We start from the raw sequence: 26329 nt of genomic DNA on the forward strand, positions 1-26329 counted from the left end.
GGCCTATTTCTTCAGCGCCTTCCACACCAGCTCGGCGGCGGCGAGGTCCTCGATCGCGGTGCCGACCGACTTGAACAGCGTGATCTCCTGATCGCTGCCGCGTCCCTTGGCGGTGCCGGCGGTCAGTTCGAACAGGTCGCCATGGATGGCGTCCGGCGCCAGCACGCCGGTCGACAGCGGGACGACGATGTCGCCCGCTTCCTTGCCCGCCCCGGCGCGGGTGTCGACATAGACCCGCGCCCGCCGGATCGCCTCGTCATCCGCCTCGCGCATGGTCGGCGTGAAGCCACCGACGAGGTCCACATGCTGGCCGGGGTTCAGGTACAGCCCTTCGACGAGGGGCTGCGGCGAGAGCGTCGCCGAGGAGACGATGTCGGCGCCGGCGATGGCCGCGCCGCGGTCGGCTTCCGCCCGCGCATCGAAGCCTTCGGCCCGAAGCGCCTCCGCCATCGCCTCGGCCTTGGCCAGCGTCCGGTTCCAGATGGCGATGGAGCGGATCGGCCTGACGCTCGCATGGGCGCGGGCGAGATAGGGCGCCAGCGCGCCGGCGCCGATCACCGCCAGCCGGCTCGCATCCGCGCGCGCCAGATAGCGGGCGGCGAGCGCCGAGGCTGCGGCGGTGCGCCAGACGGTGAGCGAGCGCCCGTCCATCACCGCCAGCGGTTCGCCCGTCGCGCCGGAATTGAGGATGTATAGCCCGCTCACGCTGTCGAGCCCGCGCGCGCCATTGCCGGGGAAGACGGTGACCAGCTTGGTGCCGAGCACGTCGTCCTCGGTGCCCTCGCTCGTCCAGGCCGGCATGAGCAGCAGCGTCGCCTCGCCGTCGGGGCGCGGCATGCCGTGATGATGGCGCACCGGCACGGTGATGCGGCGGCGGAAGGCCGCCTCCAGCGCGTCGATCAGGGCGGGGAAGGTCAAAAGGCCGGCGATCTCGCCGGCCGAGACGAAGCGCAGCTCACTCATGTCGGCCGAAATCCTCAGGCCGCGTCGCGGCGGTCGGCGAGCGCCCTTGGCTCCGGCCCGAAGGTCAGGCCGGGACGCGCCGGCGCGGGCGGAGCCGCGGCGGCCCGCAGCGCCTCGACCTGCGCAGTGGCGTTGCGCGCCTCGCGGGCCGAGCGGCGGGCGGCACGGCGCCAGCGGCCCTGGCTCAGCCAGACGGCGACGCCGCCCAGCACCACGCCGGCGATCAGCGCGCCGAACACCACCAGGAACAGCGGCGCGTCGAGCGTGAAGGCGGGATCGGCGCCGAACGGGTCGGCGACGAGCTGCACGCTGTGGCGGTTGGCCACGGCGAGCATGACGAGCCCCACCGAGATCGGCAGGACGATAAGGATCAGCAGCAGGCGGCGCAGCAGCACGAATAACCTCTCGGCGGGCTCATTCCAGATCGACGCCGTTGTTCAGGCGTTCGCGCATTTCCTTGCCCGTCTTGAAATAGGGCACGGCCTTGCCGTCGACGGCCACATGCGCGCCGGTGCGCGGATTGCGGCCGGTGCGGGCGGGGCGCGACTTCACGGAGAAGGCACCGAAACCACGCAGTTCCACCCGGTCGCCACGCGCCAGCGCCGTGACGATCTCGTCGAGTATCGCGTTCACGATGTTCTCGACGTCTCGCTGATAAAGATGCGGATTGGCTTCGGCAATCCGCTGGACAAGCTCGGACTTGATCATCGACGCCCCGGCCCCTTTTTTATGTTCGGCTCGTCGGAAATCCAAAAACATCATATTTTGGAAAATCTTGGCCCCGTCTAGCCGTCAGCGAGCCTGCCAGAGGGCCAGAAGACCGTCAAGGCGCGCCTGCATGGCAAGGTCGCTTGCGGCGCCGATAGTTAGGTTTGCCAGATCCCCCAGCCCGATCAGGGACATAAGGCGTACCGAAGTACCGCGAAGCCAGCCGAACTCGTCGCCCACGCGCTTCGTATGCCAGTCGCGGACGGGAAGGTCCTTGGAGACGCCGCGCTCGCGGGCCAGCCAGTCGCGGGCGGTGCGCTCGTCGCCGATCTCGTCGATGAGCCGCAGCGGCAGTGCCTGGTGGCCGGTGAAGACCCGCCCGTCCGAGGCGCTGGCGAGCTTGTCGCCGTCCAGCAGGCGCCGCTCGGAGACGAGACCCTTGAACCAGTCGTAGCTGTCCTCGACGAGGGAGCGCACGGCGGCGCGGGCCTCTTCGCTCGGCGGGTCGAACATGTTCGGCGCCGCCTTCAGCGGGGTCGACTTGATCTCCTCATAGGCGACGCCGACCGACTTCATCAGCTCGGCGAAGTTCGGGAACTGGAAGATGACGCCGATGGAGCCGACCAGCGCGTTGCGCGGTGCGACGATGTGGTCGGCGCCGAGCGCGGCGATGTAGGCGCCGGAGGCGGCGATGCCGTCCACCACGGCGACGATCGGCTTCTTCTCGGCGAGCCGGCGCAGCCCGTCATAGAGCGCGGCCGAGCCGACCACCGTGCCGCCGGGGCTGTCGATGGAGAGGATCACGGCCTTGGCGCCGGACTTGCCGATGTCCTCCAGCATCTCCAGCCGCTCGCGCTCGTTGCGGATGAGGCCGCCAATGGCGACGCGCGCGACATGCGGCGAGGAGCGCGGCAGCAGTCCGCCATCGTTCCACCAGGCGAAGGCGCCGAGGCCGCCGAGCAGGATTACGAGGAGGGTGAAGGCGCGCCAGAAGGCGAGCTTGCGCCGCAGCCGGCGGCGCGCGAGCAGCTCGTCGACATCCATCGCGTTGGCGGCCATGGCGGCATCTCCTTCATCCGTGCGCTCAGGGGTAAAGGCCGAGTGTGGCGCGCGCAAGGGGACGAAAGGCGACGTCGCGGCGCACCCTTGCGAAGGTCATCATCACAAGAAGCAGAGCCACGTCATGGCCGGGCTTGGCCCGGCCATCCACGCCTTGCCTGCCACGCGACGAAGTCGTGGATGCCCGGCCCAAGACCGGGGATGACGGCGGAAAGGGAGGGCCGCCTACCCGCCGTGCTTGTCGAGGAAGTCTTCCACCGACAGCGCGCGGAAATCCTCCAGCGCGGCGCGCAGCCGGGAATGCTCCCAGTCCCACCAGCCGAGCGCCTTGAGGCGGGCGCCGATCTCGGCGGGGAAGCGCTCCTTCACCACCCGCGCCGGCACGCCGGCGACGATGGCATAAGCAGGCACGTCCTTGGTGACCACCGCGCCCGCCGCCACCACCGCGCCGTCGCCGATGCTGCGGCCGGGCAGGATGACGGCGCCATGGCCGATCCAGACGTCGTTGCCGATGGTCACATCGTGCGAGCGGCGCCAGTCGAAGAATTCCGCCTCGTCCTCGGCGTCGTCGAAATAGGCGCTGGCCCGATAGGTGAAATGCGCCTGGCTTGCCCGCCCCATCGGGTGGTTGCCCGGGTTGATCCGGGTCATGGCGGCGATCGAGGTGAACTTGCCGATCCGCGTATAGGCGATGTCGGAATCGTTCACGACATAGGAATAGTCGCCGAGCTCGACCTCCAGCAGCTTGGTGCGGGCGCCGACCTCGGTGTAGCGGCCGAGCGTCGAGCGGGTGACCTCGGCGGTGTCGTGGAGGGTGGGCGCGAGCCCCAGCTTCTTCGCCAATTTCAGCTCCCGAACGGAAAGCGGGCGATCAGCCGGAACGGGCCGGCGTCCTGTCGGTAGAGTGCGATCTCCGAGATGATGAGCGGTCCGTCGGCGGCGCTGGCGGTGAAATGCTCGCCGAGCTCGGCCTCGGCCAGCGCGCGCTCCTCGTCGTCCAGCGGGCCGGTCAGCGTCATGTGGAAGCGGAAATCGTCGAGCACGTAGGGATAGCCCCAGCGCGAGAGATAATCCTGCTGGCGCGGGGTGAGCGGGGCGCGCAGGCGCTTCTCGTGCTCGGCCGGGCTCATCGGCGCGCGGAAATCGTCGAAGGCCGCGACCGCGCCGGCGGCCAGCCGGTCGAGCGCGGCGCTGGGCGCCGCCGGCCTGAGCGCGAGGAAGCGGCCGATGGCGGCGAGCTTCACGCCGGCGCAGGCGAAGCGCGCGCGGTCATTAGCGAAGCGCGCGCAGACCGCACGCAGCTCCGCCTCGCTGCGCCCCGGCGCCAGGCGGAAGGGCGCCTTCAGCGTGCCGTGGAAGCCGTAGCGGCGCGGCTCGGCGGTGATCTCGCGCCAGCGCGCCACGTCGAAGCGCCTGAGCGCCGGCGGCGGGCAGTCCTCGCCGGTCTCGGCGTCGTAGCCGACCACAGAGGAGCCGAAGCGCCAGAGCGGGCTCTGCGCCGGCGGGGCGAAATAGATCGCGTAGCGCGGCTCGGCCGGCTTCGCGATCACCGCCTCGGCGACGCTCATCAGAACACTCGCCGGCCGGCGAGGAAGACCTCGCGCACCACCGGCGTGTCGTCGGCGAGGGCGAACAGGACAAGGTCGGCGCGCAGCCCCTCGGCCAGCCGGCCGCGGTCGTCGAGCCGGGCGAGGCGGGCGGGCGCCGAAGTGACCAGCGCCAGCGCCTTGGGGATGGAGAGCCCGGCGGTGCGGGTCAGGGCGATGGCGGCCTGCAAAAGGCTCGCCGGCACATAGTCGGAGGCGAGGGCGTCGAGCAGGCCTTCCTGCGCCAGGCCGCGCATGGAGACGCCGCCCGAATGCGAGCCGCTGCGCACCACGTTCGGCGCGCCGCCTATCGTCGAGAGCCCCGCCCGCTTGGCCGCGCGGGCGGCCTCGATGGTGGTCGGGAATTCGGAGATAGTGCAGCCAGCCGCCACCGCCTCGTCGACATGGGCGGGCGTGGTGTCGTCATGGCTCGCCAGCACGATGCCGGAGGAGGAGAACAGCGCGACCATCTTGTCGTAATTGCCGGAGACCGCGCCCTTGGCACGCTCGATCCGGTCGGCGACCTCGGCGTCGATGTCGGCGCCGCCCTTGCCGATGCCGGACAGGTACACCTTCAGGTGCTCGACATTGCGCCACTGCCGCGTGCCGGGCGTGTGGTCCATCAGCGACGCAAGCGAGAGGTTCGGCCGGCCCATCGCGGCGTCCACCAGCTCCGGCAGCGTCCGGTCGGTGAGTTCGCAGCGCAGATGGATGCGGTGGTCGACGCGGAACAGGCCGTGCGCGGAGCCCTGCTCCACCGCGTCGAGCATCACCTCGTAGAGCGCGCGCCGGTCCGCCTTGGCCTGGTCGAAGCCGCCGGCGCAGATGGCGTCGTAGACGGTGGTGACGCCGGAGGCGGCCATCTGGCCGTCATGGGCGAGCGCGGCGGCGCGCGCATCCGGCCAGATCACCTTCGGCCGCGGCACGAAATGGCCTTCCAGCGCGTCGGTATGCAGGTCGATCAGGCCGGGCGCGAGATAGGCGCCCTCGCCGTCGATGGCGCTCGCGACATGCGAGCGGCCCTCGTCGAGCGCGCGGATGCGCCCGCCTTCATGGACCAGCGTGCCGTCGACGACGCGGTCTTCGAGGACGAGGCGGACATTTGTGAGAATCACTTCCATGGCCGCGCGTCTCGCATGTTGGTGTGACCGTTCCATGAACCTCCCCTGGGGTAGGTCACACCCCCGCCGCGCCGCCGTCGGCCCGCGGGTCGTGCGCGCCCTCCAGCCCGGCCTTGCCGGGATGCAGGATCACCGCGCCGGCATGGCCCATCATGTCGGAGTAGGGCTCGGGGATGATCTCGACATCGTGACCGGCGTCTGCGAGCTGCTCCGCCAGCGCGCCGTCGAGCGCCCCTTCGAGGCGCAGATTGACCTTGTCCGAGCCCCAGGTGCGGCCCAGCACCCAGCGCGGCCGGGCGATGGCCTCGCCCAGCGGCACGCCGAACATGCCGTAGCGGCTGATCACCGCCGCATTGGTCTGCGGCTGGCCTTCGCCGCCCATGCAGCCGAAGGCGATGAAGCGTCCGTCCGGCAGCTCCGCCATGCCGGGATTGAGCGTGTGGAAGGGACGGCGGCCCGGCTGCAGCGGATTCTTCGCCCGCGGGTCGAGCGAGAAGGAGGTGCCGCGATTCTGCATGAGAATGCCGGTGGCGGGGAGCAAGAGGCCGGAGCCGAACTCCCAGTAGATCGACTGGATATAGGAGACGCTGACGCCGTTCCTGTCCGCCGCGCCGAGCCAGATCGTGTCGCCGCGCCCGGCCTTGTGCGGCCAGGGCAGGGCCCGGCGCGGATCGATGGCGGCGGCCTCGCGCGCGAGCGCGGCCGGGGTGAGGAAGGCGGCGGGGTCGTGGGTGAGATGGTCGAAATCAGTCACCACCCTGTCGCGCACCAGGAAGGCCCGCTTGGTCGCCTCGATCAGCCCGTGGACATGGGCGAAGCCCTCGGGCTGTGCCACACCGAGCCGGTCGAAGAGCGACAGGATCATCAGCGTCGCCAGCCCCTGCGTGGGCGGCGGCGAGGACCACAGCTCCATATTGGCGAGCTTCACGCGCAGCGGCGCGCGGGTGACGGCGCGATAGGCCTCGAGGTCGGCGCGTGTCACCGGGCAGCCGGCGCGCTCCAGATCGGCGGCGATCTCGCGGCCGACATCGCCGCGGTAATAATCGTCGAGCCCGGCGCCGGCGAGCTGCTCCAGCGTGTCGGCGAGCCGCCCGTAACGCTGCACCGCGCCCACCGCCGGGACCTTGCCGTCCGGCTCCAGGAAGGTGGCGGCGAAGCCGGGCACGTCCTTCAGCTCGGCGAGCTTCTCGGCGGTGAGGCCGTGCTGCGAACGGGTAACGGTGACGCCCGCGCGGGCATGGTGGATGGCCGGCTCCAGCAGACGGCGCAGCGGCAGGCGCCCGCCGAAGGATTTCGCCGCCTCCTGCGCCAGCATCCAGCCGCCGACCTGGCCGGGCACGGTGAGCGCGGCGAGCGGGCCGCGCGGCGGGATCACGTCATGGCCGCGGTCGCGGTAGAACGGGATGGTTGCCCTAGCCCCGGCATAGCCGGCCGCCTCGATATAGCTGACCTTGCCGGCGGGATCGCGGATCAGCCAGAAGCCGTCGCCGCCCATCTGTGTCATGTGCGGATAGACCACGGCGATGGCGGCCGCCGCGGCCAGCGCCGCCTCCACCGCATTGCCGCCTTCCTCCAGCACGGCGCGGCCGGCCTCCGTCGCCTGCCAGTGCGGGGTCGCGACCATGCCGGAGCCGGCGCGCGCGCTCTCGTGAACCCTGTCGTAGACCAACTTCATCTCCGCCGACGGGCGGGCAGCTTGACCCGCGCGGCCGGGCATAGCAGTTTGCGCGCCGCCTAATAAGACGGAAGAGACGTATGACCACGGGCCGACGCATTCGCTGGGACCATGTCAGCACGGTGCTGAGCGCCGCCATCCTGCTCGGCGCCGAGCTGATCGGCGCGGGGCTGGCGGCCGGCTGGGCGATCGCGGCGCTGTTCGATGCCAACTGGATGTGGGAGCTCGCCTTCGAGGGCGCCTTCGGCCTGCTGGCGCTCTACGGCATCTATCGTTTCGTGATGAAGGCCAAGTCTGTCGAGCCCTTCGTCGAGGGGTGAGGGGCGAATCGGCTCCTCTTCTCTCGTTAAACGTCATCCCGGACGGCCGAAGGCCGATCCGGGATCGCCTCCAGGAAGAGGCGGCACGCGATCCCGGCTCTCGCTTCGCTCGGCCGGGATGACGACAAAAGGACAGCCGCCAGAGCGGGTTGTCCATCCTCGCAATACCGCCTGATCTCTAAGCACGCGGATATTTCGGGCGTATGCGATAATTCTCGCAAAACCCGCTTGCATATGACGGCATAAATCCATACATCGCGTCTCGCCCAATTTCGCACGTGCCTGTGGTCGCGTGCCGATCGGCGGAGTTCCGGACAAGAGGCCGGAGTACCGCCGGGAAGATCGGTAGCCGGAGGCGAAACCGGCGCACCTCGCTCTCAGCGGGGAACGTGACTTGAAGCAACGACGTAGCGGGCTTTTTTGGTCTCTGTCGACCCTCCAAAGGTCGGGAAACTGAAGAGGCACTACTTCTTGCCGGGCGTGCGGTTCGGGTTCTCCCAAACCAAGCGAAGGCATCGATCGGACGCTGGCGCTCTCCACATGCGCTGAGCGATCGCATCGCTGCCACGGCTCACCATTATCCGGCCTTTCGGCAATTGCCGTGCGGCCGGCGAACGGATGCGCATTCTCGCCATGGACGCGGCACAGTCGCGCCGCGGGCGGGTGTTCACATCCACGGGTCGAAGCTTCGGGTCTTTGGGGAATTGCCATGACCGACCGTATTCGCGAATTCCTGCGCAACCGACGCGAGGATGGTCCCTGCGTCGTCGTCGATCTCGACGTGGTGCGCTCCAACTATGCCGCCTTCGCCCGGGCGCTGCCGGACACCCGCGTCTTCTACGCGGTGAAGGCGAACCCGGATCCGGCGATCCTCTCCGCGCTCGCCGAGCTCGGCTCCTGCTTCGACTGCGCCTCGGTCAACGAGATCCTGATGGCGCTCGCGGCCGGCGCCACGCCCGACCGCATCTCCTTCGGCAACACCATCAAGAAGGAGCGCGACGTCGCGCGCGCCTTCGAGCTCGGCGTGCGCCTGTTCGCCGTCGACTGCGAGGCCGAGGTCGAGAAGATCGCCCGCGTCGCCGCCGGCGCCAAGGTGTTCTGCCGCATCCTGTGCGACGGCGCCGGCGCCGAATGGCCGCTGTCGCGCAAGTTCGGCTGCGTGCCGGAGATGGCGGTCGACGTGCTCGAGCACGCGCACCGGCTGGGCCTGGAGGCCTATGGCGTCTCCTTCCATGTCGGCTCGCAGCAGAAGAACGTCGAGGCCTGGGATTCGGCGCTCGCTTCCGCGTCGCAGATCTTCCGCGAGTGCATGGAGCGCGGCTTCTCGCTGTCGCTGGTCAATCTCGGCGGCGGCTTCCCGGCCAAGTACCTGCAGGACGTCCCGGCCGCCGAGGCCTATGGCGAGGCGATCTTCCGCGCCCTGTCCCGGCACTTCGGCAACGCCATCCCGCAGACCATCATCGAGCCGGGCCGCGGCATGGTCGGCGCGGCCGGCCTGATCGAGGCCGAGGTGGTGCTGATCTCGAAGAAGGCGGCGGATGACGACATGCGCTGGGTCTATCTCGACATCGGCAAGTTCGGCGGCCTCGCCGAGACGATGGAGGAGGCGATCCGCTATCCGCTCGTGACGCCGCATGACGGCGACGCGATGGAGCCCTGCGTGCTCGCCGGCCCGACCTGCGATTCGGCCGACGTGATGTACGAGAAGACCCCGGTGATGCTGCCGGTGTCGCTCGCCATCGGTGACAAGGTGCTGATCGAGGCCACCGGTGCCTACACCACCACCTATTCGGCGGTGGCGTTCAACGGCTTCGAACCGCTCCGATCCTACGTGATCTGAGCGGGGCGACCCCCCGGACCCTCACAATTCCCCTTCACCTCTTTTTCCCGGTCACGCCGGGTTTTGGAGGCCGTCATGCTCGCCACTGCCGCCCCGGTCATCTCCCTCGAGACCGACGCCGACATCGCCCAGCGCGAGGCGCTGCTCGACCTTTCCTTCGGCCGCGCCGCCCGGCTCGCCAAGACGAGCGAGCGCCTGCGCGAAGGCCGCAAGCCGGCCGAGGGCCTCGCCTTCGCCGCGCACGGCCCGGACGGGCGCGTGATCGCCACGCTGCGCCTGTGGCACGTCGCGGCCGGCCCCGGCCGTCCCGCGCTGCTGCTCGGCCCGCTGGCCGTGCATCCCTGGTTCCGCGACCGCGGGCTGGGCGGGGCGATGATGTCGACCGCCATCAACGAGGCGGCGCTGCGCGGCCATGGCGCGATCATGCTGGTCGGCGACGCGCCCTATTACGCGCGCTTCGGCTTCGACGTCGCGCTGACCGAGGGCCTGTGGCTGCCGGGTTCGTTCGACCGCAATCGCTTCCTCGGGCTGGAGCTGGTCCCCGGTGCGCTCGAAGGCGCCCGCGGCCTCGTCAGCCCGACCGGCGAGATGGAGGCCCTGCCGAGCCTCGACGAGCTCGTCACCCGCGCCGCGCCGGAGATGAAGCGCTCGGCGTGAGCGGTTCTTCCGATCATCCGTTCCGCTGAAACGACGTCATGGCCGGGCTTGTCCCGGCCATCCACGTCTTTGGACTGGAAAGAAGTCGTGGATCCCCGGGCCAAGCCCGGGGACGACGTAGTGCGTGCGATGAGCCGCCTCACCCCACGCTCAATTCCACCGGGATATTCCCGCGCGTCGCCTTGGAGTAGGGGCACATCTGGTGCGCCGCCTCCAGCACCTCTTTGGTCTCCTGCTGGGTGAGCGCCGGCGCCTTGAGCGAGAGCTTGGCGGCGAGGCTGAAGCCGTCGTCGCCCTTCACCAGTGACACTGCCACGGTGACAGCGGCACCGGTGACATCGAGCTTCTTCTGGTGGCCGACCGCCTCCACCGCCGAGCCGAAGCAGGCGGCGTAGCCGGTGGCGAACAGGTGCTCGGGCGTGGTCTTGCCCGGCTCCAGCACGCCGTTCTTCGGCATGGCGAGGTCGACGGAGACCGAGCCGTCGCTGGTCTGCGAGTGGCCGTTGCGCCCGCCAATGGCGGTGGCGGTGCCGGTGAAGAGGACGGTGCCGGACATGGAGCTCTCCTTGGAGGTTGTGCCCTGAGACAGGCGTAAGGCTGGGGGCCGCCTGCTAAGATGGTGCGACGGCGGGAGCGGGCAACCGGAGGGGCGCCGCCGCGTTTCCCCTGCGCACGCGCAACTCCGCGCAACGGGCAATGTTCTTGCTTCGTTTCGTTTTCCCTTGCCCGAAGCCGGCGCAGGGCTTACCTCTCGGGGCAACTCGCCCGCATTGCGGGCTCACATATTCGGAACGCGCCCGATGCCCATCGCGATCCTCAAGGAGCGCGCCGTCGCCCGCATTGCCGGGGCCGACGCCGCGCATTTCCTCGACAATCTGCTCACCGCCCGCACGCCCGAGCCGGGGGAGGCGCGCTATTCGGCGTTGCTCACCCCGCAGGGCAAGATCGTCGCCGACATGATCGTCGTCGCCACCGAGGGCGGCTTCCGGCTCGACGTGCCGCGCCTCGCGGTGCCCGACCTCGTCAAGCGCCTGCAGCTCTACCGGCTGCGGGCCAAGGTGGAGATCGGCGTGCTCGACGACCTCGTCGTTGCTGTCGCCTGGGGCGGGTCGAGCCCGCTGGTCGATGCCTTCGCCTATGACGATCCGCGCCTGCCCGAGCTCGGCCGCCGCTTTCTGCTGCCGGCGGGCGAAGCTTCGCAGATCGCCATGGTGCCGGAGGCGCAGTGGCACGCCCACCGCATCGCCCTCGGCGTGCCGGAAGGCGGCATGGACTTCCTCTATGGCGACGCCTTCCCGCACGAGGCGGACATGGACCAGCTCGGCGGCATCGATTTCGACAAGGGCTGCTATGTCGGCCAGGAGATCGTCAGCCGCATGCAGCACCGGGGCACGGCGCGCACCCGCATCATCCCCTTCGCCCTGTGCGGCCCCTCGCCCGCCGAGGGCACGCCGATCCTTGCCGGCGGCAAGTCGATCGGCCGGCTCGGCTCGGGCGTCGAGGGCCGGGCGCTCGGCCTCGTCCGCCTCGACCGGCTGGAGGAGGCGCGCGCGGCGCGCCATGTCATCGAGGCCGACGGCGCCGCGCTGGTGCCCGAGCGGCCGGACTGGGTGAATTTCCCCGTCCCCGGCACGGAGAGCCTGGCGTGAACGTGCATCATCATCCCGACGGCGTTACACGCTGCGCCTGGTGCGGCACCGATCCGCTCTATGTCGCCTATCACGACACCGAATGGGGCGTGCCCGAATATGATGACCGGGCGCTGTTCGAGAAGCTGATCCTCGACGGCTTCCAGGCCGGCCTCGCCTGGATCACGATATTGCGCAAGCGCGACGGTTTCCGCGCGGCGTTCGATGGGTTCGAGCCGGAGATCATCGCTCGGTACTCGCCCGAAAAGGTCGAGGCGCTGATGCAGGATGCCGGCATCATCCGCAACCGCTCCAAGATCGTCTCGACCGTGCGCTCGGCGCAGTCTTATCTCGACATCATGGAACGCGGGCCGGGCTTCTCGAAGCTGCTCTGGGACATCAACGGCCCGGTGCTGGACAACAGGCGCCGCGAGGGCGATCCGCCCATCGTCACCTCGCCGGTGGCGCAGGCCATGTCGAAGGAGCTGAAGTCGCGCGGCTTCAACTTCGTCGGCCCGACCATCGTCTACGCCTTCATGCAGGCGGTCGGCATGGTGAACGACCATGCCGTCACCTGTCACCGGCACGGTGTCGCCATATGACCTTCCGTGCGAAGGACGCCCGCGCGTGGCAGCGCATGCTGTCCGGGCGCCGGCTCGACCTCATCAATCCCTCGCCGCTCGACATCGAGATCGAGGACATCGCCCACGGCCTCGCCCGCGTCGCGCGCTGGAACGGCCAGACCCAGGGCGGGCACATCTTCTCGGTGGCGCAGCATTCGGTGCTGGTGGAGCTGATCGCCCGCCGCCAGGCGACCACGCGCGGCGCCGATCTCGACCGCCGCTGGCGGCTCGCCACGCTGCTGCACGACGCGCCGGAATATGTGGTGGGCGACATGATCAGCCCGTTCAAGGCGGTGCTGGGCGGCGACTACAAGGCCGTAGAGGCGCGCCTGCTCATGGCGGTGAGCCTGCGCTTCGGCTTGCCGGCGCATTGGCCGGCAACGCTGGTGAAGCTGGTGAAATCCGCCGACCGTGCCAGCGCCTTCCTCGAGGCGACGCGCCTCGCCGGCTTCGAGCTTGCCGAGGCCAGGCGCTTCTTCGGCACGCCCTTCCCGCTCGACATGGCGGCGGAGCGGGAGTACCTGACCCCCTGGAGCGCCGAGGAGGCGAAGGCGCGCTTTCTCGCCCGCTTCCACGAACTGGCCGCCGCGCCGGCCGATGCCGCGGGAAAGCCCGCGGCTGCGACTGCCGCCGGAAACGCATCATGATCCATGTCTGCCCGCTGTCCCGCCTCGAAGAGACCGTCGTCCGCACCAGGGCGGCGCATATCCTCAGCGTGATCAATCTCGGCACGCCGGTGGTGCGGCCGACCGGGATCAGCGAGGAGAACCATCTCTTCGTCGGCATGAACGACATCGTCGCCCCGCAGGAGGGGCTGATCCACCCGGCCGCCGAGCATGTCGACGCCATTCTCGGCTTCGCCCGCCGCTGGCCGCGCTCGGCGCCGCTGGTGGTGCATTGCTATGCCGGCATCAGCCGCTCCACCGCCTCGGCCTATATCGCCGCCTGCGCGCTGGCGCCCGAGCGCGACGAGGCGGAGATCGCCCTGGCCTTGCGCGCCGCCTCGCCGGTGGCGACGCCGAACGCGCTGATCGTCTCGCTCGCCGACGCGGCGCTCGGCCGGAACGGCCGCATGGTCGCCGCCATCGCCGCCATCGGCCGCGGCGCCGACGCCTTCGAGAACGAGCCCTTCGAGCTCAGCCTGGCGTAACCCGGATTCCCATCAGCTGAAGCCATGACCGCTCTGGCGGGCCGCCGCGCGTGCGTGCATCATGCGACGCTCGCATGAGGTGTGCCGCGCATGGCGCGCCGCGCGAGCGACCGACAGGCCGGCTGCGGGAGCCGGCCGGGCCGGGGAGTCGATTTGAGAAGGCGCGGAACGGGCCGCGCTGATTGGGGAGCGTTATCATGAATAGGACGATGAAGGTCGCCGTGGCGGCCGCGCTTTTGCTTGGCCTGACGGCGGGGGCTGAGGCGCAGAGCACCAAGCCGAAGGACGCCCGCGTGAAGCGCGGCGAATATCTCGCCACCATCATGGATTGCGGCGGCTGCCATACGCCGGGCGTGTTCTTCGGCAAGCCGGACGCCAGCCGTCCTTTCGCCGGCTCGGAGGTCGGCTTCCAGATCCCCGGCCTCGGCGTGTTCTTCCCGCCGAACCTGACGCCGGACAAGGCGACCGGGCTCGGCAGTTGGAGCGAGAAGGAGATCATCGCCGCCATCCGCACCGGCACGCGTCCGGACGGGCGGGTGCTGGCGCCGGTCATGCCCTACAAGCATTACGGCGCGCTGACCGACGCCGACGCCTCGGCGCTGGCCGCCTATCTGAAGAGCCTACCGCCGGTGTCGAACCAGGTGCCGGCGATGACCGGCCCCTCGGAGAAGCCGTCGGGACCGTATCTGACGGTGGCCATGCCGTAGGGACGTCACGCAAGCCGTCATCCCGGCCGGAGCCGAAGGCGGAGGGCCGGGATCGCGTGACGATCTCTTCCTGAGAGCGCGACGTAGATGGGATGCGCCAATCCCATGCAAGGACCGTCATCCCCGGGCTCGGCCCGGGGATCCACGACCTGCCGGTGCGCCGGGTCCTACCGAAATCGTGGATGGCCGGGCCAAGCCCGGCCATGACGGGCATCCAGGCATCCCGGTAATAACGACTTCTTGGACGATCCCGGATACGGCCTCGCGGCCGTTCCGGGATGACGTCGTCGTGGGAGCGAGTCGACGAAAGCTCAGCTCACCGGCGTGCCGCGGGCCGGCAGGACGACGACGCGGGTGCCGGTCGGCGCGCGGCGGAACAGGTCGATGATGTCCTGGTTCATGAAGCGCACGCAGCCCGAGGACACCATGGTGCCGATGGTCCAGGGCTCGGTGGTGCCGTGCAGGCGGTACAGCGTGTCCTGACCGTCCTTGTAGATGTAGAGCGCGCGCGGCCCCAGCGGGTTGTCCAGGCCGCCGGCCATGCCGTTGGCATAGGGGCCATAACGCTCGGGCTCGCGCGCGATCATGTTCGGGGTCGGCGTCCAGCGCGGCCAACTCGCCTTGCGGGCGATGATGCCCTCGCCGCGGAAGTTGAAGCCTTCCTCCTTGCCGACGCCAACGCCGTAGCGCAGCGCTCGCCCGTTGCCGAGCACCAGATAGGCGTGGCGCTCGTTCGGATCGACGACGATGGTGCCGGCCGGGTAGCGGGTCTGGTAGGCCACCTCCTGGCGCAGGAAGCGCGGATCCACCTTCGACAGATCCACCGCCGGCACCGGGAACGGCTCGTCGGTGATCGCCCCGTACATGCTGAGATATTGCGGGTCCATGGAGGCCGGCAGCACGCGCATGCCACCCGCATTCGGGTTGCTGGCGCAGCCGGCGAGGGCGACGGGGGCGGCGAGAAGGAACAGACGACGGTCGAGGAGCATGGTTCGCACAACAGTGAAAGGGACAGCAGGCCTCACCTATAAGCGCGGGGCGCCGATTTGCTCCGTACCGGGAGGTTCACGGTGGCGTTATGGGTTGCATTCGCCCCCTGCTGTGGCGCAAACGCCTCACCTGCCAAGGGGTTGCCGGGCGACGCTGCATCTTCCGCTGCGGCACTTTCCATCAGTATTCCTGATGCTCATACTGAAAATAATTTGTTTCTCTACATGCAGTCGCGAAGGCTAATTTCACATAGCGATGCGGTATGCCGCCGCGGCGTGACCGCCGCCGCCGGGGCACCTTATCGGGTGGCGCCGCGGTCCGCGTGTGCTTCCTAATCGACCGCGCCTGCCTGCTCCAATTGCCCGAGGTCCGTCCATGTCTGCCGCCACGAGCCCCGCTCCGCGCCCCAGCCTTGCCGCCCGCGCCCCGCTGCTCGTGGTGCTGTGCGGCTGCATGATCGCCATGCTGACCTTCGGGCCGCGCGCTTCCTCCGGCATCTTCCTCCTTCCGATGACCGGCGAATATGGCTGGGGCCGTGACACTTTCGGCCTCGCCATCGCCATTCAGAACCTGCTCTGGGGCGTCGGCACGCCCTTCGCCGGCGCCATCGCCGACCGCTTCGGCGTCGTCCGGGTGCTGTGGGCCGGTGCGGTGCTCTATGCGCTCGGCCTCGTGTTGATGGCCTTCTCGGCCACGCCCGGCATGCTGCACCTCTCCGCCGGCGTCATGATCGGCTTCGGCCTGTCGGGCTGTTCCTTCAACATCGTGCTCGCCGCCTTCGGCAAGATGCTGCCGGAGAAGTGGCGGCCGATCTCCTTCGGCGCCGGCACGGCTGCGGGCTCCTTCGGCCAGTTCCTGTTCCCGCCGCTCGCCGCGGGATTGAACACCACCATCGGCTGGCACCAGACGCTGATCGTGTTCGGCGCCGCCATGCTGCTGGTCATGCCCTTCGCGCTGGCGCTGGCGACGCCGAAGCCGACGGTGAAGGCGCATGAGCCCCAGCAGTCGATCGGCGGCGCGCTGGGCGAGGCGTTCCGCCACCCCAGCTACATCTATTTGGTGCTCGGCTTCTTCACCTGCGGCTTCCAGCTCGCCTTCGTCACCACCCATCTGCCGGCCTATCTCACCGACCGCGGCCTGTCGCTGACCATAGGTGGCTGGACGCTGGCGGTGATCGGCCTCGCCAACATGGTCGGCTCGCTCAGCTCGGGCTGGCTGTCGAGTCGCATGTCGCGGCGCTATCTGCTGTCGGCGATCTATTTCGGCCGCGGCATCGCCATCGCCGCCTTCGTGCTGCTGCCGGCCTCGCCCGTCACCTCCATCGGCTTCGGCATCGTGCTGGGGCTGCTGTGGCTCTCCACCGTGCCGCCGACCTCCGGGCTGGTGATGCTGATGTTCGGCACGCGCTACCTTGCCATGCTCTACGGCTTCGCCTTCTTCAGCCACCAGGTCGGCGGCTTCCTCGGCGTGTGGCTCGGCGGCGTGCTCTATGAGCAGCTCGGCTCCTACGACTTCGTCTGGTGGCTGGCGGTGGCGCTCAGCTTCGCCTCCGCCGCCATCAACCTGCCGATCGTCGAGCGGCCGGTGGAACGAGGCGAGCCGGCGCGGGCCTGAATCGGCCCGCGCGTTTGCGCGACATTAACCATCGTCCTTCATCATGGTGCTGTGGTGCCGGAGGCGTTGCGCCGATGCCACAGTGCGGAAGTCGCGTGCCTTGCGGTGAGGGGCCGGCATGCCGCTCTGCCTTGACAAGACAGGGCTTTCGCAGCGCATCGTAACCCGTTCCCAGCGATGGACCCCGTAATGCGCTCTACCCCTGCCCTTCTGGCCGCTGCGTTCGTCGCCGCCTTTCTGGCGGTGCCGGCGGCGGCCGAGACGCTGAACGCGCAGCAGGCGCAGCGCTTCGTGATGGGCCGGACCTTCACCTACACCTGCTACGAGGGCACGGTCGGCTCCGGCCGCATCATGCCGGACGGCTCGGTCGCCGGCACCATCCAAATGCGCGGCAAGGGCGCGGCGCGCTATGTCACCTTGCCGGCGGGCACCATCCTCGTGAAGGGCCAGGCGGTCTGCGCCAAGCTCAAGGGCATGGCGTTCCAGCCCTGCTTCGACGTGGAGAAGACCAGCGAGGCCAGCTTCCGCGGCAACCTCGCCGGCGCCAACCGGCTGTGGTGCGAGTTCAAGCGCGGCGGCAGCGGGCGCACCCGGCTCGCCGAACGGTCGAACCGCGCGCCGGCCAAGCGGGCGGTGTCACGCGCGCAGACCGTGCCGGTCGAATCCAAGGCGCTCGACGCGCCGGCCGACACCAAGACCGTCGAAGCCGATATGCCGAACTGAGCCGGCGGACCGCTTTCAGTCCTCCTGTCAATCCGACGACATTGCGCTGACGCAATAACGCTACGTCATTCGTGGCTATCGTGTTGCGCGGAGCGGTGGAGTACCTCGAAGTCACTTCAGGCGTCGACCTGACTTCGACACTCCAACCTTCCGCGAGACCAGCCATGATCGATTCCCGTACCGCGCCCTATGGCGTCTTCCTGCTCCGCGTGGCGCTCGGCGCCATGTGGGTGTCGCACGCGCTGCTGAAATATGTCGTCTTCACCATTCCCGGCTTCGCCGGCTTTCTCGGCAGCCTCGGCCTGCCGGAGGCGCTGGCCTGGCCGGTGGTCCTCGCCGAGCTTATCGGCGGCCTGTTGATCCTCGTCGGCTTCTATGCCCGCCACGTCGCGCTGCTGCTGATCCCGGTGATGGCCGGCGCCATGAGCGTGCACATCCCCAATGGCTGGCTGTTCTCGGCCACCGGCGGCGGCTGGGAATATCCCGCCTTCCTGATCGTGACGTCCTTCGCGCTCTGGCTGATCGGCGACGGCGCCTTCGCCCTGCGCTCGCGCCCGCTGTTCTTCGTCGGCCGCCCCGCCGTGGCGTGACGATTCCCGAATGAAAAAAGGGGCGCGCCGCGAGGCTCGCCCCTTTTCCTTGTCCGTCGGCCGAACGTCGGCCGTCAGCCGCCATTGCCTTTCTGGGCCGCCTTCTGCGGCTCGGACGGGGCGACGACCTCGGTCTTCTGCACTTCGCCGCCCTTCGCCTTGATGCGCTCGGCTTCGTCGAGGCCGACGGCGATCTTGCGCTCGATGTCGGCGAGCTCGTCCGCGTCCGGCTTCAGGTCGCGGGCATGGTTCCACTTGAACCGCGCCTCCAGCTTGCGGCCGACCTTCCAGTAGGCGTCGCCGAGATGGTCGTTGATCACCGTCTCGTTCGGCTTCAATTCGACCGCGCGCTCCAGTTCGCGCACGGCGTCGTCGTAATGGCCGGTGCGGTAATAGGCCCAGCCGAGGCTGTCGATGAAGAAGCCGTCGTCCGGGCGCAGCGTCACCGCCTTGCGGATCATCTCCGTGCCCTGATCGAGGTTCACTCCCTGATCGATCCAGCTATAGCCGAGATAGTTCAGTACATGCGGCTGGTCCGGCTTGAGCTCCAGCGCCTTCTTCAGGTCGGCTTCCGACTTCGCCCATTCCTTCGAACGCTCGTAGCAGGTGCCGCGGAAGTAGAAGAGCATCCAGTCATTGGCCGACGGCGTCTTCAGCTGGCCGATCGCCTTGTCGTAGACGGCGGCGGCGTCGGCGTACTTCTCGTTGGAGCGCAGCACGTCGCCGAGCGCCATCAGCGCGCGCATGTCCTTCGGATTGGCCGCGACGACCTTCTCCAGCGAAGCGCGCGCCTCGTCGAACTTGTCGACGGCGTCGAGGTTCAGCGCCCGCTGCACCTCGGCATTCACCTTGAAGGGCGAGGAGGCCGGCACGCGCTCATAGAGCGCGATGGCGTCATCGTGCCGCTTCATCGATTCGAAGAGATCCGCCAGCGTGATGTCGATCAGCGGGTGCGAGGGGTCGAGCCAGCGGCCGAGCTGGAGATAGACCAGGGCGAGGTCCTCGCCGCCCTGGCGGCCGAGCGCTGCACCGAGGCCGTAGAGCACTTCCGCCGCGCCGGCGGCGGGCGTCGACACCAGAGCCGGCAGGGTGCGGCCCGCCTCGAGCTGCTCCAGCGAGCGGGCGACCAGCGGGTCGTTCGGCACCAGCTTGTCGAAGGCCTCGTAGGTCTCGACCGCCAGCTTCTTGTTGCCGCTGCGCGAGGCCCAGCGCGCATAGGCGTCCACCACGCGCAGGGTGCGCGGGTCGATCTTGAGCGCCGCGTCCAGCCGCGGGCCGGCTTCCTTCTTCATGCCGGCGGCATCGAGGATCAGCCCGGCGTGGAAGTCCTTGAAGCTCGCATACCATTCCGGCCCCTGCAGCTCGTCGATCATGGCGACGGCGGTCTTGGGGTTGCCGGAGCCGAATTGGCTCCAGGCGCTGAGCAGGGTGGCGTTGAGTTCGGCGATGGCGCCCTGGCCGGCCCGGCGCAGATTGCTGCGGGCGGTGACGTACTGCTTGGTCTTGATGGCGCGAACGCCGAGCACGAGCCGCGCCAGCGTATGCTCGGGATCGATGCGCACGATGCGCTGGGCGAGGTCCACCGCCTCGTCGACCGAGCCTTCGGCGAGCAAAGTGAGGAAGGCGCGCTCCATCAGTTCGCCATTGCGCGGGAACATGCGCACCAGCTCACGGTAATAGGCGGCAGCGGCGCCGGTGTCGCGCTCAGCGATGGCGAGGCGGGCGGCGAGATAGTTGCCGGCCGGCGCGGAGCGGGCGATGAAATCGGACGGAGGGGCCTCCGCCAGCGCCGGCGAGGCCGCGCCCAGCGCCGTGAGCATTGCGAGAATGGCCGCTCCCGGCCGCAGCGACAAGCGTCGGAACGTCAAAGCTAGAACCTCCTGCGGCAGACCACGCGGCACCGCATCCTGGCGGCGCACGGCCTCGGCCCCTTTCTGGCAGATTGGTCCTTTTTAGCCGCCCCTGCAATAACGAGAGGCTAATGCGGACCGGGCCCCACAGGGCCCGGACACGAGATTGTCAAACACGTCGGCCGAGAATAAGGCCGATCAGCGCCGCGCCTGCTGCAATTGTGAGCACCGTCGACGCCTTGGGCGGCGGAGCGGGGCCGGGCGGCGGCGTCACCGGCGGGACGGCGCCGAGGCCGGGATAGGCGCCGTAGCCGAGCGGCGCCGGGCGCCGGCGCGTGCGCATCAGCGCGACGACGAGGAAGATCAGCCCGACGACGAGGGTGAAGCCGAAGATGATCAGCGCGCTGGTGGCCGGATCGTAGCGCTCGGCCAGCAGGATGAAGACCGCCACCAGAAGCGCGAACAGCGAGACGCTGATGAGAAGCACGCCGATGGCGAGCAGGATCGCCGTCGTGGTGGCGCGCCGAACCGCGAAGCGCAGCTCGGCGCCGACGAGCCCGAGCAGGAGGCGGAGCATCAACGGCTCCGCGACAGCAGGCCGAAGATGAAGCCGACCCCGAGCGCCGCCAGCACGGCGCCGTAGGGGTTGCGCTCTATGGCGGCGCCGACGTCGCCGCCGAGCGCCTGCGCCTTGCCCTTGGCATCCTCATAGGCGGCGAGGCCCTCGTCCATCAGGCCGGCAGCGGTGGCTTCGGCGCGGGCCTTGCCGGCGCGCACCCGGCTGGAGACCGCGTCGGCGGCGGCCTCGCCTTCCGCCCTGGCGATGGCGGCGAGCGTCTCGGCAAGCTTCGCGACGTCGCCCCGCAGCGCGGCGAGGTCGGCGGACAGCTTGGCGAAGTCTTCCTGAGCGTTCGGCTGAGCCATGGGGATCTCCTGAAACCGGCTGACGGTGGACATCCCTCAACGCGGACGCCGTTACCGAAGTTCCCCGAGCATAGGCGGTAATCAGAGGCGCCGGAACTCGTAATATCCCGGCAGGCGGCCCTCGCGCTTGGCCTTGGCCTCGTAGCGGGTGCCCGGCCAGCCCTCCCAGGGCCGCCGCCAGTCGTCGGCGCGCGCGGCGGTCCATTCGAAGCGCGGATCGGCGGTGAGCCGGCGCAGCGTCCAGGCGGCGTAGGATTCGATGTCGGTGGCGAAGCGGAAGCGCCCGCCGGAGGCGAGGATGCGGGCGATGCGGGCGATGTTGTCGGCGCGCACGAAGCGCCGCTTCCAGTGCCGGCGCTTCGGCCAGGGGTCGGGATAGAGCAGGTCGACCTGGTCGAGCCCGCCCTCGGGGAGCCGATCGAGCAGTGGCACCACGTCGTCGCCGTGGAGACGGACATTGGAAAGCCCGAGATCGGCGACCATCGCGGTCGCCTTGGCGATGCCGTTGATGAAGGCCTCGGCGCCGATGAAGCCGATGTCCGGATGGCGCTGCGCCTCGGAAATCAGGTGTTCGCCGCCGCCGAAGCCGATCTCCAGCCGAACCGCGCGCACGGGATGGGGGAACAGGTCGGCGAGCGGCCGGCCGGGCAGCGTGTCGAGATCGACGGCGAGGCGCGGCAGGTCGCGTTCGAGATGGTCGGCCTGCGCGGTGCGCAGCTTCTTGCCCTTGCGCCTTCCATAGAAGGCGGCACTGCGGGCGTTATCGTCGGCGGGTTCGGTCATCGGCACACAAAAGAGAAGGGCGGACGTCGCCGTCCGCCCCGCTTATCTCCGACTGGCTCTGTCGGCGCAACGGCGCCGGTCAGGCCATCGCGGCCTTGATGGTGTCGGCGAGGTCGGTGCGCTCCCAGGAGAAGCCGCCATCGGCTTCCGGCGCGCGGCCGAAATGGCCATATGCCGAGGTGCGGGCATAGATCGGCTTGTTGAGGCCGAGATGCTCGCGGATGCCGCGCGGGCGAAGGTTCATGACCTCGCGCAGGATCTTCTCGAGCTTGGCTTCCTCCACCTTGCCGGTGCCGTAGAGGTCGACATAGACCGCGAGCGGGTCGGACACGCCGATGGCATAGGCGAGCTGGATGGTGCAGCGATCGGCGAGGCCGGCGGCGACCACGTTCTTGGCGAGGTAGCGCGCGGCATAGGCGGCGGAACGGTCGACCTTGGTCGGGTCCTTGCCGGAGAAGGCGCCGCCGCCATGCGGGGCCGCACCGCCATAGGTGTCGACGATGATCTTGCGCCCGGTGAGGCCGCAGTCGCCGTCGGGGCCGCCGATGACGAACTTGCCGGTCGGGTTGACGTGCCACACGGTCGCCGGCGTGATCCAGCCTTCCGGCAGCGTCTCGCGGATATAGGGCTCCACGATCGACTGCACGTCGTGCGACGACAGGTCGGCGTCGAGATGCTGGGTCGACAGGACGATCTGGGTGACCTCGACCGGCTTGCCGTCCTCGTAGCGCACCGTCACCTGGCTCTTGGCGTCCGGGCCGAGCACGGTGCTCTCGCCGGAATGGCGGGCCTCGGCGAGGCGCTTGAGAATCTTGTGGGAATAGAAGATCGGCGCCGGCATCAGCTCGGGCGTCTCGCGGCAGGCATAACCGAACATGATGCCCTGGTCACCGGCGCCCTCATCCTTGTTGTTGGCGGAATCGACGCCCTGGGCGATGTCGGCCGACTGGGCGTGCAGCAGCACGTCGATCTCGGCGTTCTCCCAGTGGAAGCCGTCCTGCTCGTAGCCGATGTCCTTGATGGCGAGCCGGGCGCGGTGGATGAGGTAGTCGCGGGTGATCTGCGCCGGGCCGCGGGTCTCGCCGGCGATCACCACGCGGTTGGTGGTGGCGAGCGTCTCGGCGGCGACGCGCAGCTGGCTCGGATCCCAGCCATATTCCGGGCCGTGCTTGAAGAAGGCGTCCACCACCTCGTCGGAGATGCGGTCGCACACCTTGTCCGGGTGGCCTTCGGAAACGGATTCGCTGGTGAACAGATAGGCTTGGCGGGACACGCGTCGGCTCCTCGATCTAAGCCGGCGCGAGGAAGGCATCCGGCCCCGCATGTTTCGCAAGCGGGCCCCGGCGGGTCAAGGTTGTAAAGGCGGATTCGTTCGGAAAAAAGAACGCAGGGGCTCGGCGAGTCTAGCTTGCGTTCTCGCTGGCGAGCGCCTCGACGAGATCGACGATGCGGCGGCGGACCTTGGAATCGGCGATCTTCAGGAAGGCGCGGGTGAGCGCAAGTCCTTCGGTGGTCGCGAGAAAATCCGAGACATAGGCCGGCGAGGCATCCTCGGCGAAGCCGGTATTGGCGATTCCCACATTCGGCGCGCCTTCGAAGAAGAAGGAGACCGGAACACCCAGCACGTTGGAGATGTTCTGCAGCCGGCTGGCGCCGATCCGGTTGGTGCCCTTCTCGTATTTCTGGATCTGCTGGAAGGTGATGCCGAGATTCTCGCCGAGCTTCTCCTGACTCATGCCAATCATCATGCGGCGCATGCGCACCCGGCTGCCGACGTGCTTGTCGATTGGATTAGGAGACTTCTTGGTCATCGGCTTCCCCGACTGGAAACAAAAAAATACCTCCCTCCGCCGATCTGGTGGAGAGAAGCAGTGCCCAGGCCCGGTTGCAGTCTAGGCAAAGCTGATCCTACCGTCGATCAATCTAGACGTGCATATCGCGCTGCCGGAGCGCAATCGCTAGCAATAGGCCCAATACGACGAGGATAAGCGGTATTAAATTGCCGTATGTAGCATATATTGTCGACTCAAGCGTCAGCGGCAGCGTTCCGTCGAGAATTCCGCGTGCACCCAGAGGTAGCAGGCCGCGGGTTCGTCCGAGCGGGTCGACGATGGCGGAAATGCCGTTATTGGTGACCCGAACCAGCGGCAGACCCTGCTCGATCGCCCTGAGTCGCGCCTGCTCGAAATGCTGGTACGGGCCGGGCGTCAGGCCGAACCAGGCGTCGTTGGACATGTTGAGCAGGAAGCCCGGCCTCTGCCCGGCGGCAAGGCCCGCGGGCATCACCTCGTCGGGGAAGATCGCCTCGTAGCAGATCAGCGGCACCGCCGCCGGCAGGCCGGGAATGGCGAGCAGGGAACGCTCCTGCGCTGCTGCGAAGCCGCCGCGCTGGCGGGTGAGCTGCTGTAAGCCCAGCCATTCCATCGTTTCCTGAAACGGCAGATATTCGCCGAAAGGAACGAGGTGCACCTTGTCGGCATTGCCGAGCACGGCGCCGTCGGAGCCGAGCACCCGGAGGCTGTTGAACACGTCCGGGCGCGCCCGGGTCGGGTCCGGCTTGATGCGCGCGGCGCCGGTGATCAGCGTCGCGCCGTCCGGCAGCAGCTCCGCGATGCGCGCGATCGCCTCGGGCTCGTGCTCGAGGAAGAAGGGGAAGGCCGATTCCGGCCAGAACAGGTGGGTGACGCCGTCGAGCCCGCCCTGGCTCTGGCTCGTGGCGACATAGAGGTCCATCACCGTGCGGCGGGCGTCGTAGCGGAACTTGGCGTCCTGCGGCAGGTCCGGCTGCATCAGCCGCAGCCGCGCGCCGGGCACGTCGCCGACCTGCGTGGTGGCGAGCCGCCATTGGCCGGCCCCCCATAGCCCCGCCAGCACCAGCACGGCGAGCGCCAGCGGCACCCGCCGGGCGCGGGCGGAGAATTGTCCGTCGAACAGCGCGGCGGGGGCGGCCAGCGTCGCCAGGGTGAGGAAGCACAGCCCCAGCAGCCCGATCACCGAAGCGGCCTGGGCAAAGCGCAGGTCGCCGGCCAGCGCATAGCCGAAATCGTTCCAGGGGAAGCCGGTCAGCGCGATGCCACGCAGCCATTCGCTCATGGTGAGCGCCACGGCGAAGATCAGCAGCCGCCCCGGCCCCGGCGTCCAGGCGAGCCGCGCCATGGCGCAACCGAGCCCGGTGAACAGCGCGAGATAGGCCGGCAGGCCGAGGACGGCGAAGGGTATCAACCAGGCGAACATGTCCGCCTGGACGAGGAAGGCCTCGCCGATCCACCACAGGCCGGCGACGAAGTAGCCGAAGCCGAACAGCCAGCCGGCGGCGAAGGCCGAGCGCAGCGCGCGCCCGAGCGGGAGCCGCATCGAGGCGTCGAGCAGGAACACCAGCACCGGCAAGGTGAGCGCCAGCACCGGCCACAGGCCGAAGGGCGGCATGGCGAGCGCGGAGAGCCCGCCGGCCGCCAGCGCGGCGAGCGCGCGCCAGCGCAGTGGCGCCGTCCGAAGCAGCTCCGGCGTCAGCATGCGGCGTGCGGCCGATTCGGGATAGGCCACGGCTCAGGCGGCATCGGTGCCGCGGGTGCGCTCGGTGCCGAAGGCGCCCTTGCGCTGCTGCTCGGCCGGCGGCGGCAGGCTGCTGCCGGCGGGGCGCTCCTCGGCGCGCCCTTCGGTGCGCTCGGGCCGGCGGCCCTCACCCGTGGCGGAGCCGGAGCCGCCATTCTCCCCGCCGCCCGGCGAGAGGCGCAGCCGCTTCACCCGGCGCGGATCGGCGTCCAGCACCTCGATCTCGAAATTGCCGGGGCCGAGCACGATCTCGCCGCGCACCGGCACGCGGCCGGCGAGCGTGACCAGGAGCCCGCCCAGCGTGTCGACCTCCTCGGCCTCCTCGCCGAGCGCGAAGGCGGGGTCGACCATCTCGGCGACGTCCTCGAGGCTGGCGCGGGCATCGGCGATGAAGCTGCCGTCAGGCTGGCGGGCGATGTCCGGGGTCTCGTCCTCGTCGTGCTCGTCCTCGATGTCGCCGACGATCTCCTCGACAAGGTCCTCCATCGAGACGATACCGTCGGTGCCGCCATATTCGTCGATGACGAGGGCGAGGTGGATGCGGCTCGCCTGCATGCTGGCGAGCAGCTCGATCGAGGGCATGGAGGGCGGCACGAACAGCAGGCGGCGGATCAGCTTGGCGGCGCTGAGCGGCGTGCCGAGGTCGATGGCCTTGAGATTGAAGCTCGGCACAGGCTTGCCCGCCGGCTGTTCCGCCGGCTTCTCCTCCGGCGACGTATTCGGGGTGGTGCCGCGCGGCGCCGGATGGCGCGGCGTCATGGCGCGCTGGGTCAGATAGGTGACGAGGTCGCGGATGTGGACCATGCCGACGGGATCGTCGAGCGTGTCGTCATAGACGACGAGGCGCGAATGGCCGGCATCGGCGAAGACGGTGAGCAATTCGCCCAACGAGATGTCCTTCTGCACCGCGATGATGTCGGCGCGGGGGACCATGAGGTCGCCGATCCGAAGCTCGCGCAGGTCGAGGATGCTCTTCAGCATCGCCCGCTCGGTGGCCGACAGGTCGCTTCCCGCCTCGGCGCTCGCGGCGGACAGCACCTCGGCGAGGTCGGTGCGCAGCGAGCCGGAGGAACGCCAGCCGCCGATCAACGCGCGCAGGCGGTCGAAGATGCCGCCGCGCGGCTCGCTGGAGCGCGCGTCGGCCGGGCTTCGCTGCCCGGGACTGCCGGAGCCGGCAGCCGAGCCGGTACTTGGCCCGGTAACGGAGCCGCTACTTGGGCCTTCGCTGCCCTGGCCGGAGGAAGGATTGGAAACGGGGTCGGACAT

The 26329-nt window shown here is 69.3% G+C and carries 29 protein-coding genes; 11 read left to right on the forward strand and 18 right to left on the reverse strand.

Annotated elements, in window-relative coordinates:
- Nucleotides 1-3 precede the first annotated feature (3 nt).
- From lhpI to SNOV_RS19600, 8 genes are all read right to left on the reverse strand, one after another.
- Nucleotides 4-963 carry a bifunctional Delta(1)-pyrroline-2-carboxylate/Delta(1)-piperideine-2-carboxylate reductase gene (gene lhpI / locus SNOV_RS19565; RefSeq protein WP_013168701.1) on the reverse strand — a complete coding sequence of 320 codons (960 nt, stop codon included), beginning with the start codon at nt 961-963 and terminating at the stop codon, nt 4-6.
- 14 nt (nt 964-977) lie between these two features.
- Complete coding sequence (locus SNOV_RS19570) at nt 978-1358, reverse strand: lipopolysaccharide assembly protein LapA domain-containing protein (protein WP_013168702.1); 381 nt, start codon at nt 1356-1358, stop codon at nt 978-980.
- A 19-nt stretch (nt 1359-1377) separates the two neighbouring features.
- On the reverse strand, nt 1378-1671 hold the full coding sequence (gene ihfB / locus SNOV_RS19575; RefSeq protein WP_013168703.1) for an integration host factor subunit beta: 294 nt from the start codon (nt 1669-1671) through the stop codon (nt 1378-1380).
- A gap of 84 nt (nt 1672-1755) precedes the next feature.
- A complete protein-coding gene (gene sppA, locus SNOV_RS19580) occupies nt 1756-2730 on the reverse strand; it encodes a signal peptide peptidase SppA (protein WP_013168704.1) in 975 nt (324 codons plus the stop codon).
- 225 nt (nt 2731-2955) lie between these two features.
- Nucleotides 2956-3573 (reverse strand): DapH/DapD/GlmU-related protein, encoded by a 618-nt coding sequence (locus tag SNOV_RS19585; RefSeq protein ID WP_013168705.1) that lies wholly within the window; start codon nt 3571-3573, stop codon nt 2956-2958.
- Nucleotides 3574-3575: 2 nt separating this feature from the next.
- Nucleotides 3576-4298 carry a DUF1045 domain-containing protein gene (locus SNOV_RS19590; RefSeq protein WP_013168706.1) on the reverse strand — a complete coding sequence of 241 codons (723 nt, stop codon included), beginning with the start codon at nt 4296-4298 and terminating at the stop codon, nt 3576-3578.
- Complete coding sequence (locus SNOV_RS19595) at nt 4298-5437, reverse strand: alpha-D-ribose 1-methylphosphonate 5-triphosphate diphosphatase (protein ID WP_013168707.1); 1140 nt, start codon at nt 5435-5437, stop codon at nt 4298-4300. The genes SNOV_RS19590 and SNOV_RS19595 overlap by 1 nt, the downstream gene beginning before the upstream one ends.
- Before the next feature lie 55 nt (nt 5438-5492).
- Nucleotides 5493-7061 carry a gamma-glutamyltransferase family protein gene (locus SNOV_RS19600; RefSeq protein ID WP_210160665.1) on the reverse strand — a complete coding sequence of 523 codons (1569 nt, stop codon included), beginning with the start codon at nt 7059-7061 and terminating at the stop codon, nt 5493-5495.
- A 131-nt stretch (nt 7062-7192) separates the two neighbouring features.
- Here SNOV_RS19600 and SNOV_RS19605 point away from each other — a divergent pair, with 131 nt between their 5' ends.
- The 3 genes from SNOV_RS19605 (at nt 7193) to SNOV_RS19615 (ending at nt 9929) form a co-directional block, all read left to right on the forward strand.
- A complete protein-coding gene (locus SNOV_RS19605; RefSeq protein WP_013168709.1) occupies nt 7193-7432 on the forward strand; it encodes a hypothetical protein in 240 nt (79 codons plus the stop codon).
- A 709-nt stretch (nt 7433-8141) separates the two neighbouring features.
- Complete coding sequence (locus tag SNOV_RS19610; RefSeq protein WP_013168710.1) at nt 8142-9272, forward strand: type III PLP-dependent enzyme; 1131 nt, start codon at nt 8142-8144, stop codon at nt 9270-9272.
- A 75-nt stretch (nt 9273-9347) separates the two neighbouring features.
- A complete protein-coding gene (locus SNOV_RS19615) occupies nt 9348-9929 on the forward strand; it encodes a GNAT family N-acetyltransferase (RefSeq protein WP_013168711.1) in 582 nt (193 codons plus the stop codon).
- 139 nt (nt 9930-10068) lie between these two features.
- Here SNOV_RS19615 and SNOV_RS19620 read toward each other — a convergent pair whose 3' ends face one another.
- The gene (locus tag SNOV_RS19620; protein ID WP_013168712.1) at nt 10069-10485 is read right to left on the reverse strand and encodes an Ohr family peroxiredoxin; all 417 of its coding nucleotides are present in this window, start codon (nt 10483-10485) and stop codon (nt 10069-10071) included.
- Between the two features lie 244 nt (nt 10486-10729).
- Between SNOV_RS19620 and ygfZ the strand changes: the two genes are divergently transcribed.
- The 5 genes from ygfZ to SNOV_RS19645 all read left to right on the forward strand — a co-directional run bounded on the left by ygfZ (nt 10730) and on the right by SNOV_RS19645 (nt 14037).
- A complete protein-coding gene (gene ygfZ / locus SNOV_RS19625) occupies nt 10730-11578 on the forward strand; it encodes a CAF17-like 4Fe-4S cluster assembly/insertion protein YgfZ (protein WP_013168713.1) in 849 nt (282 codons plus the stop codon).
- Nucleotides 11575-12159, forward strand: a complete 585-nt coding sequence (locus SNOV_RS19630; protein ID WP_013168714.1) for a DNA-3-methyladenine glycosylase I — start codon at nt 11575-11577, stop codon at nt 12157-12159. Before ygfZ ends, SNOV_RS19630 begins: the two co-directional genes overlap by 4 nt.
- Nucleotides 12156-12827 carry a YfbR-like 5'-deoxynucleotidase gene (locus SNOV_RS19635; protein WP_013168715.1) on the forward strand — a complete coding sequence of 224 codons (672 nt, stop codon included), beginning with the start codon at nt 12156-12158 and terminating at the stop codon, nt 12825-12827. Before SNOV_RS19630 ends, SNOV_RS19635 begins: the two co-directional genes overlap by 4 nt.
- A complete protein-coding gene (locus tag SNOV_RS19640) occupies nt 12824-13330 on the forward strand; it encodes a tyrosine phosphatase family protein (protein ID WP_013168716.1) in 507 nt (168 codons plus the stop codon). The genes SNOV_RS19635 and SNOV_RS19640 overlap by 4 nt, the downstream gene beginning before the upstream one ends.
- Before the next feature lie 197 nt (nt 13331-13527).
- On the forward strand, nt 13528-14037 hold the full coding sequence (locus SNOV_RS19645; protein WP_013168717.1) for a c-type cytochrome: 510 nt from the start codon (nt 13528-13530) through the stop codon (nt 14035-14037).
- A gap of 311 nt (nt 14038-14348) precedes the next feature.
- On the opposite strand, the gene SNOV_RS19650 is transcribed toward SNOV_RS19645, so the two are convergent.
- On the reverse strand, nt 14349-15026 hold the full coding sequence (locus SNOV_RS19650) for a L,D-transpeptidase (RefSeq protein WP_013168718.1): 678 nt from the start codon (nt 15024-15026) through the stop codon (nt 14349-14351).
- 376 nt (nt 15027-15402) lie between these two features.
- Between SNOV_RS19650 and SNOV_RS19655 the strand changes: the two genes are divergently transcribed.
- From SNOV_RS19655 to SNOV_RS19665, 3 genes are all read left to right on the forward strand, one after another.
- Nucleotides 15403-16641, forward strand: a complete 1239-nt coding sequence (locus tag SNOV_RS19655; RefSeq protein ID WP_013168719.1) for an MFS transporter — start codon at nt 15403-15405, stop codon at nt 16639-16641.
- A 189-nt stretch (nt 16642-16830) separates the two neighbouring features.
- The gene (locus tag SNOV_RS19660; RefSeq protein ID WP_013168720.1) at nt 16831-17364 is read left to right on the forward strand and encodes a hypothetical protein; all 534 of its coding nucleotides are present in this window, start codon (nt 16831-16833) and stop codon (nt 17362-17364) included.
- A gap of 164 nt (nt 17365-17528) precedes the next feature.
- Nucleotides 17529-17954, forward strand: coding sequence for a DoxX family protein (locus tag SNOV_RS19665; protein ID WP_013168721.1), 426 nt, complete (start codon nt 17529-17531; stop codon nt 17952-17954).
- A 74-nt stretch (nt 17955-18028) separates the two neighbouring features.
- Here SNOV_RS19665 and SNOV_RS19670 read toward each other — a convergent pair whose 3' ends face one another.
- From SNOV_RS19670 to SNOV_RS19705, 8 genes are all read right to left on the reverse strand, one after another.
- The gene (locus tag SNOV_RS19670) at nt 18029-19774 is read right to left on the reverse strand and encodes a tetratricopeptide repeat protein (protein WP_013168722.1); all 1746 of its coding nucleotides are present in this window, start codon (nt 19772-19774) and stop codon (nt 18029-18031) included.
- A gap of 199 nt (nt 19775-19973) precedes the next feature.
- Nucleotides 19974-20381, reverse strand: coding sequence for a phage holin family protein (locus SNOV_RS19675; RefSeq protein ID WP_013168723.1), 408 nt, complete (start codon nt 20379-20381; stop codon nt 19974-19976).
- Nucleotides 20381-20728, reverse strand: a complete 348-nt coding sequence (locus SNOV_RS19680; RefSeq protein ID WP_013168724.1) for a hypothetical protein — start codon at nt 20726-20728, stop codon at nt 20381-20383. Before SNOV_RS19680 ends, SNOV_RS19675 begins: the two co-directional genes overlap by 1 nt.
- A gap of 81 nt (nt 20729-20809) precedes the next feature.
- Entirely contained in the window at nt 20810-21511 is a 702-nt protein-coding gene (gene trmB, locus SNOV_RS19685; RefSeq protein ID WP_013168725.1) for a tRNA (guanine(46)-N(7))-methyltransferase TrmB, read from the reverse strand.
- Nucleotides 21512-21590: 79 nt separating this feature from the next.
- Nucleotides 21591-22784, reverse strand: coding sequence for a methionine adenosyltransferase (gene metK, locus SNOV_RS19690; protein ID WP_013168726.1), 1194 nt, complete (start codon nt 22782-22784; stop codon nt 21591-21593).
- A 130-nt stretch (nt 22785-22914) separates the two neighbouring features.
- Complete coding sequence (locus SNOV_RS19695) at nt 22915-23322, reverse strand: helix-turn-helix domain-containing protein (RefSeq protein WP_013168727.1); 408 nt, start codon at nt 23320-23322, stop codon at nt 22915-22917.
- 112 nt (nt 23323-23434) lie between these two features.
- On the reverse strand, nt 23435-25024 hold the full coding sequence (gene lnt / locus SNOV_RS19700; RefSeq protein ID WP_013168728.1) for an apolipoprotein N-acyltransferase: 1590 nt from the start codon (nt 25022-25024) through the stop codon (nt 23435-23437).
- A gap of 33 nt (nt 25025-25057) precedes the next feature.
- On the reverse strand, nt 25058-26329 hold the full coding sequence (locus tag SNOV_RS19705; RefSeq protein ID WP_013168729.1) for a hemolysin family protein: 1272 nt from the start codon (nt 26327-26329) through the stop codon (nt 25058-25060).

The sequence above is a fragment of the Ancylobacter novellus DSM 506 genome, from assembly GCF_000092925.1.
Lineage (GTDB): Bacteria > Pseudomonadota > Alphaproteobacteria > Rhizobiales > Xanthobacteraceae > Ancylobacter > Ancylobacter novellus.

Coding starts and splice junctions, on each gene's coding strand:
- lhpI (WP_013168701.1), bottom strand. CDS start 963: ATGAGTGAGCTGCGCTTCGTCTCGGCCGGCGAGATCGCCGGCCTTTTG.
- ihfB (WP_013168703.1), bottom strand. CDS start 1,671: ATGATCAAGTCCGAGCTTGTCCAGCGGATTGCCGAAGCCAATCCGCAT.
- sppA (WP_013168704.1), bottom strand. CDS start 2,730: ATGGCCGCCAACGCGATGGATGTCGACGAGCTGCTCGCGCGCCGCCGG.
- SNOV_RS19590 (WP_013168706.1), bottom strand. CDS start 4,298: ATGAGCGTCGCCGAGGCGGTGATCGCGAAGCCGGCCGAGCCGCGCTAC.
- SNOV_RS19595 (WP_013168707.1), bottom strand. CDS start 5,437: ATGGAAGTGATTCTCACAAATGTCCGCCTCGTCCTCGAAGACCGCGTC.
- SNOV_RS19600 (WP_210160665.1), bottom strand. CDS start 7,061: ATGGTCGCGACCCCGCACTGGCAGGCGACGGAGGCCGGCCGCGCCGTG.
- SNOV_RS19605 (WP_013168709.1), top strand. CDS start 7,193: ATGACCACGGGCCGACGCATTCGCTGGGACCATGTCAGCACGGTGCTG.
- SNOV_RS19610 (WP_013168710.1), top strand. CDS start 8,142: ATGACCGACCGTATTCGCGAATTCCTGCGCAACCGACGCGAGGATGGT.
- SNOV_RS19615 (WP_013168711.1), top strand. CDS start 9,348: ATGCTCGCCACTGCCGCCCCGGTCATCTCCCTCGAGACCGACGCCGAC.
- SNOV_RS19620 (WP_013168712.1), bottom strand. CDS start 10,485: ATGTCCGGCACCGTCCTCTTCACCGGCACCGCCACCGCCATTGGCGGG.
- ygfZ (WP_013168713.1), top strand. CDS start 10,730: ATGCCCATCGCGATCCTCAAGGAGCGCGCCGTCGCCCGCATTGCCGGG.
- SNOV_RS19635 (WP_013168715.1), top strand. CDS start 12,156: ATGACCTTCCGTGCGAAGGACGCCCGCGCGTGGCAGCGCATGCTGTCC.
- SNOV_RS19640 (WP_013168716.1), top strand. CDS start 12,824: ATGATCCATGTCTGCCCGCTGTCCCGCCTCGAAGAGACCGTCGTCCGC.
- SNOV_RS19645 (WP_013168717.1), top strand. CDS start 13,528: ATGAATAGGACGATGAAGGTCGCCGTGGCGGCCGCGCTTTTGCTTGGC.
- SNOV_RS19650 (WP_013168718.1), bottom strand. CDS start 15,026: ATGCTCCTCGACCGTCGTCTGTTCCTTCTCGCCGCCCCCGTCGCCCTC.
- SNOV_RS19655 (WP_013168719.1), top strand. CDS start 15,403: ATGTCTGCCGCCACGAGCCCCGCTCCGCGCCCCAGCCTTGCCGCCCGC.
- SNOV_RS19660 (WP_013168720.1), top strand. CDS start 16,831: ATGCGCTCTACCCCTGCCCTTCTGGCCGCTGCGTTCGTCGCCGCCTTT.
- SNOV_RS19665 (WP_013168721.1), top strand. CDS start 17,529: ATGATCGATTCCCGTACCGCGCCCTATGGCGTCTTCCTGCTCCGCGTG.
- SNOV_RS19670 (WP_013168722.1), bottom strand. CDS start 19,774: ATGCTCACGGCGCTGGGCGCGGCCTCGCCGGCGCTGGCGGAGGCCCCT.
- SNOV_RS19675 (WP_013168723.1), bottom strand. CDS start 20,381: ATGCTCCGCCTCCTGCTCGGGCTCGTCGGCGCCGAGCTGCGCTTCGCG.
- SNOV_RS19680 (WP_013168724.1), bottom strand. CDS start 20,728: ATGGCTCAGCCGAACGCTCAGGAAGACTTCGCCAAGCTGTCCGCCGAC.
- trmB (WP_013168725.1), bottom strand. CDS start 21,511: ATGACCGAACCCGCCGACGATAACGCCCGCAGTGCCGCCTTCTATGGA.
- SNOV_RS19695 (WP_013168727.1), bottom strand. CDS start 23,322: ATGACCAAGAAGTCTCCTAATCCAATCGACAAGCACGTCGGCAGCCGG.
- lnt (WP_013168728.1), bottom strand. CDS start 25,024: ATGCTGACGCCGGAGCTGCTTCGGACGGCGCCACTGCGCTGGCGCGCG.
- SNOV_RS19705 (WP_013168729.1), bottom strand. CDS start 26,329: ATGTCCGACCCCGTTTCCAATCCTTCCTCCGGCCAGGGCAGCGAAGGC.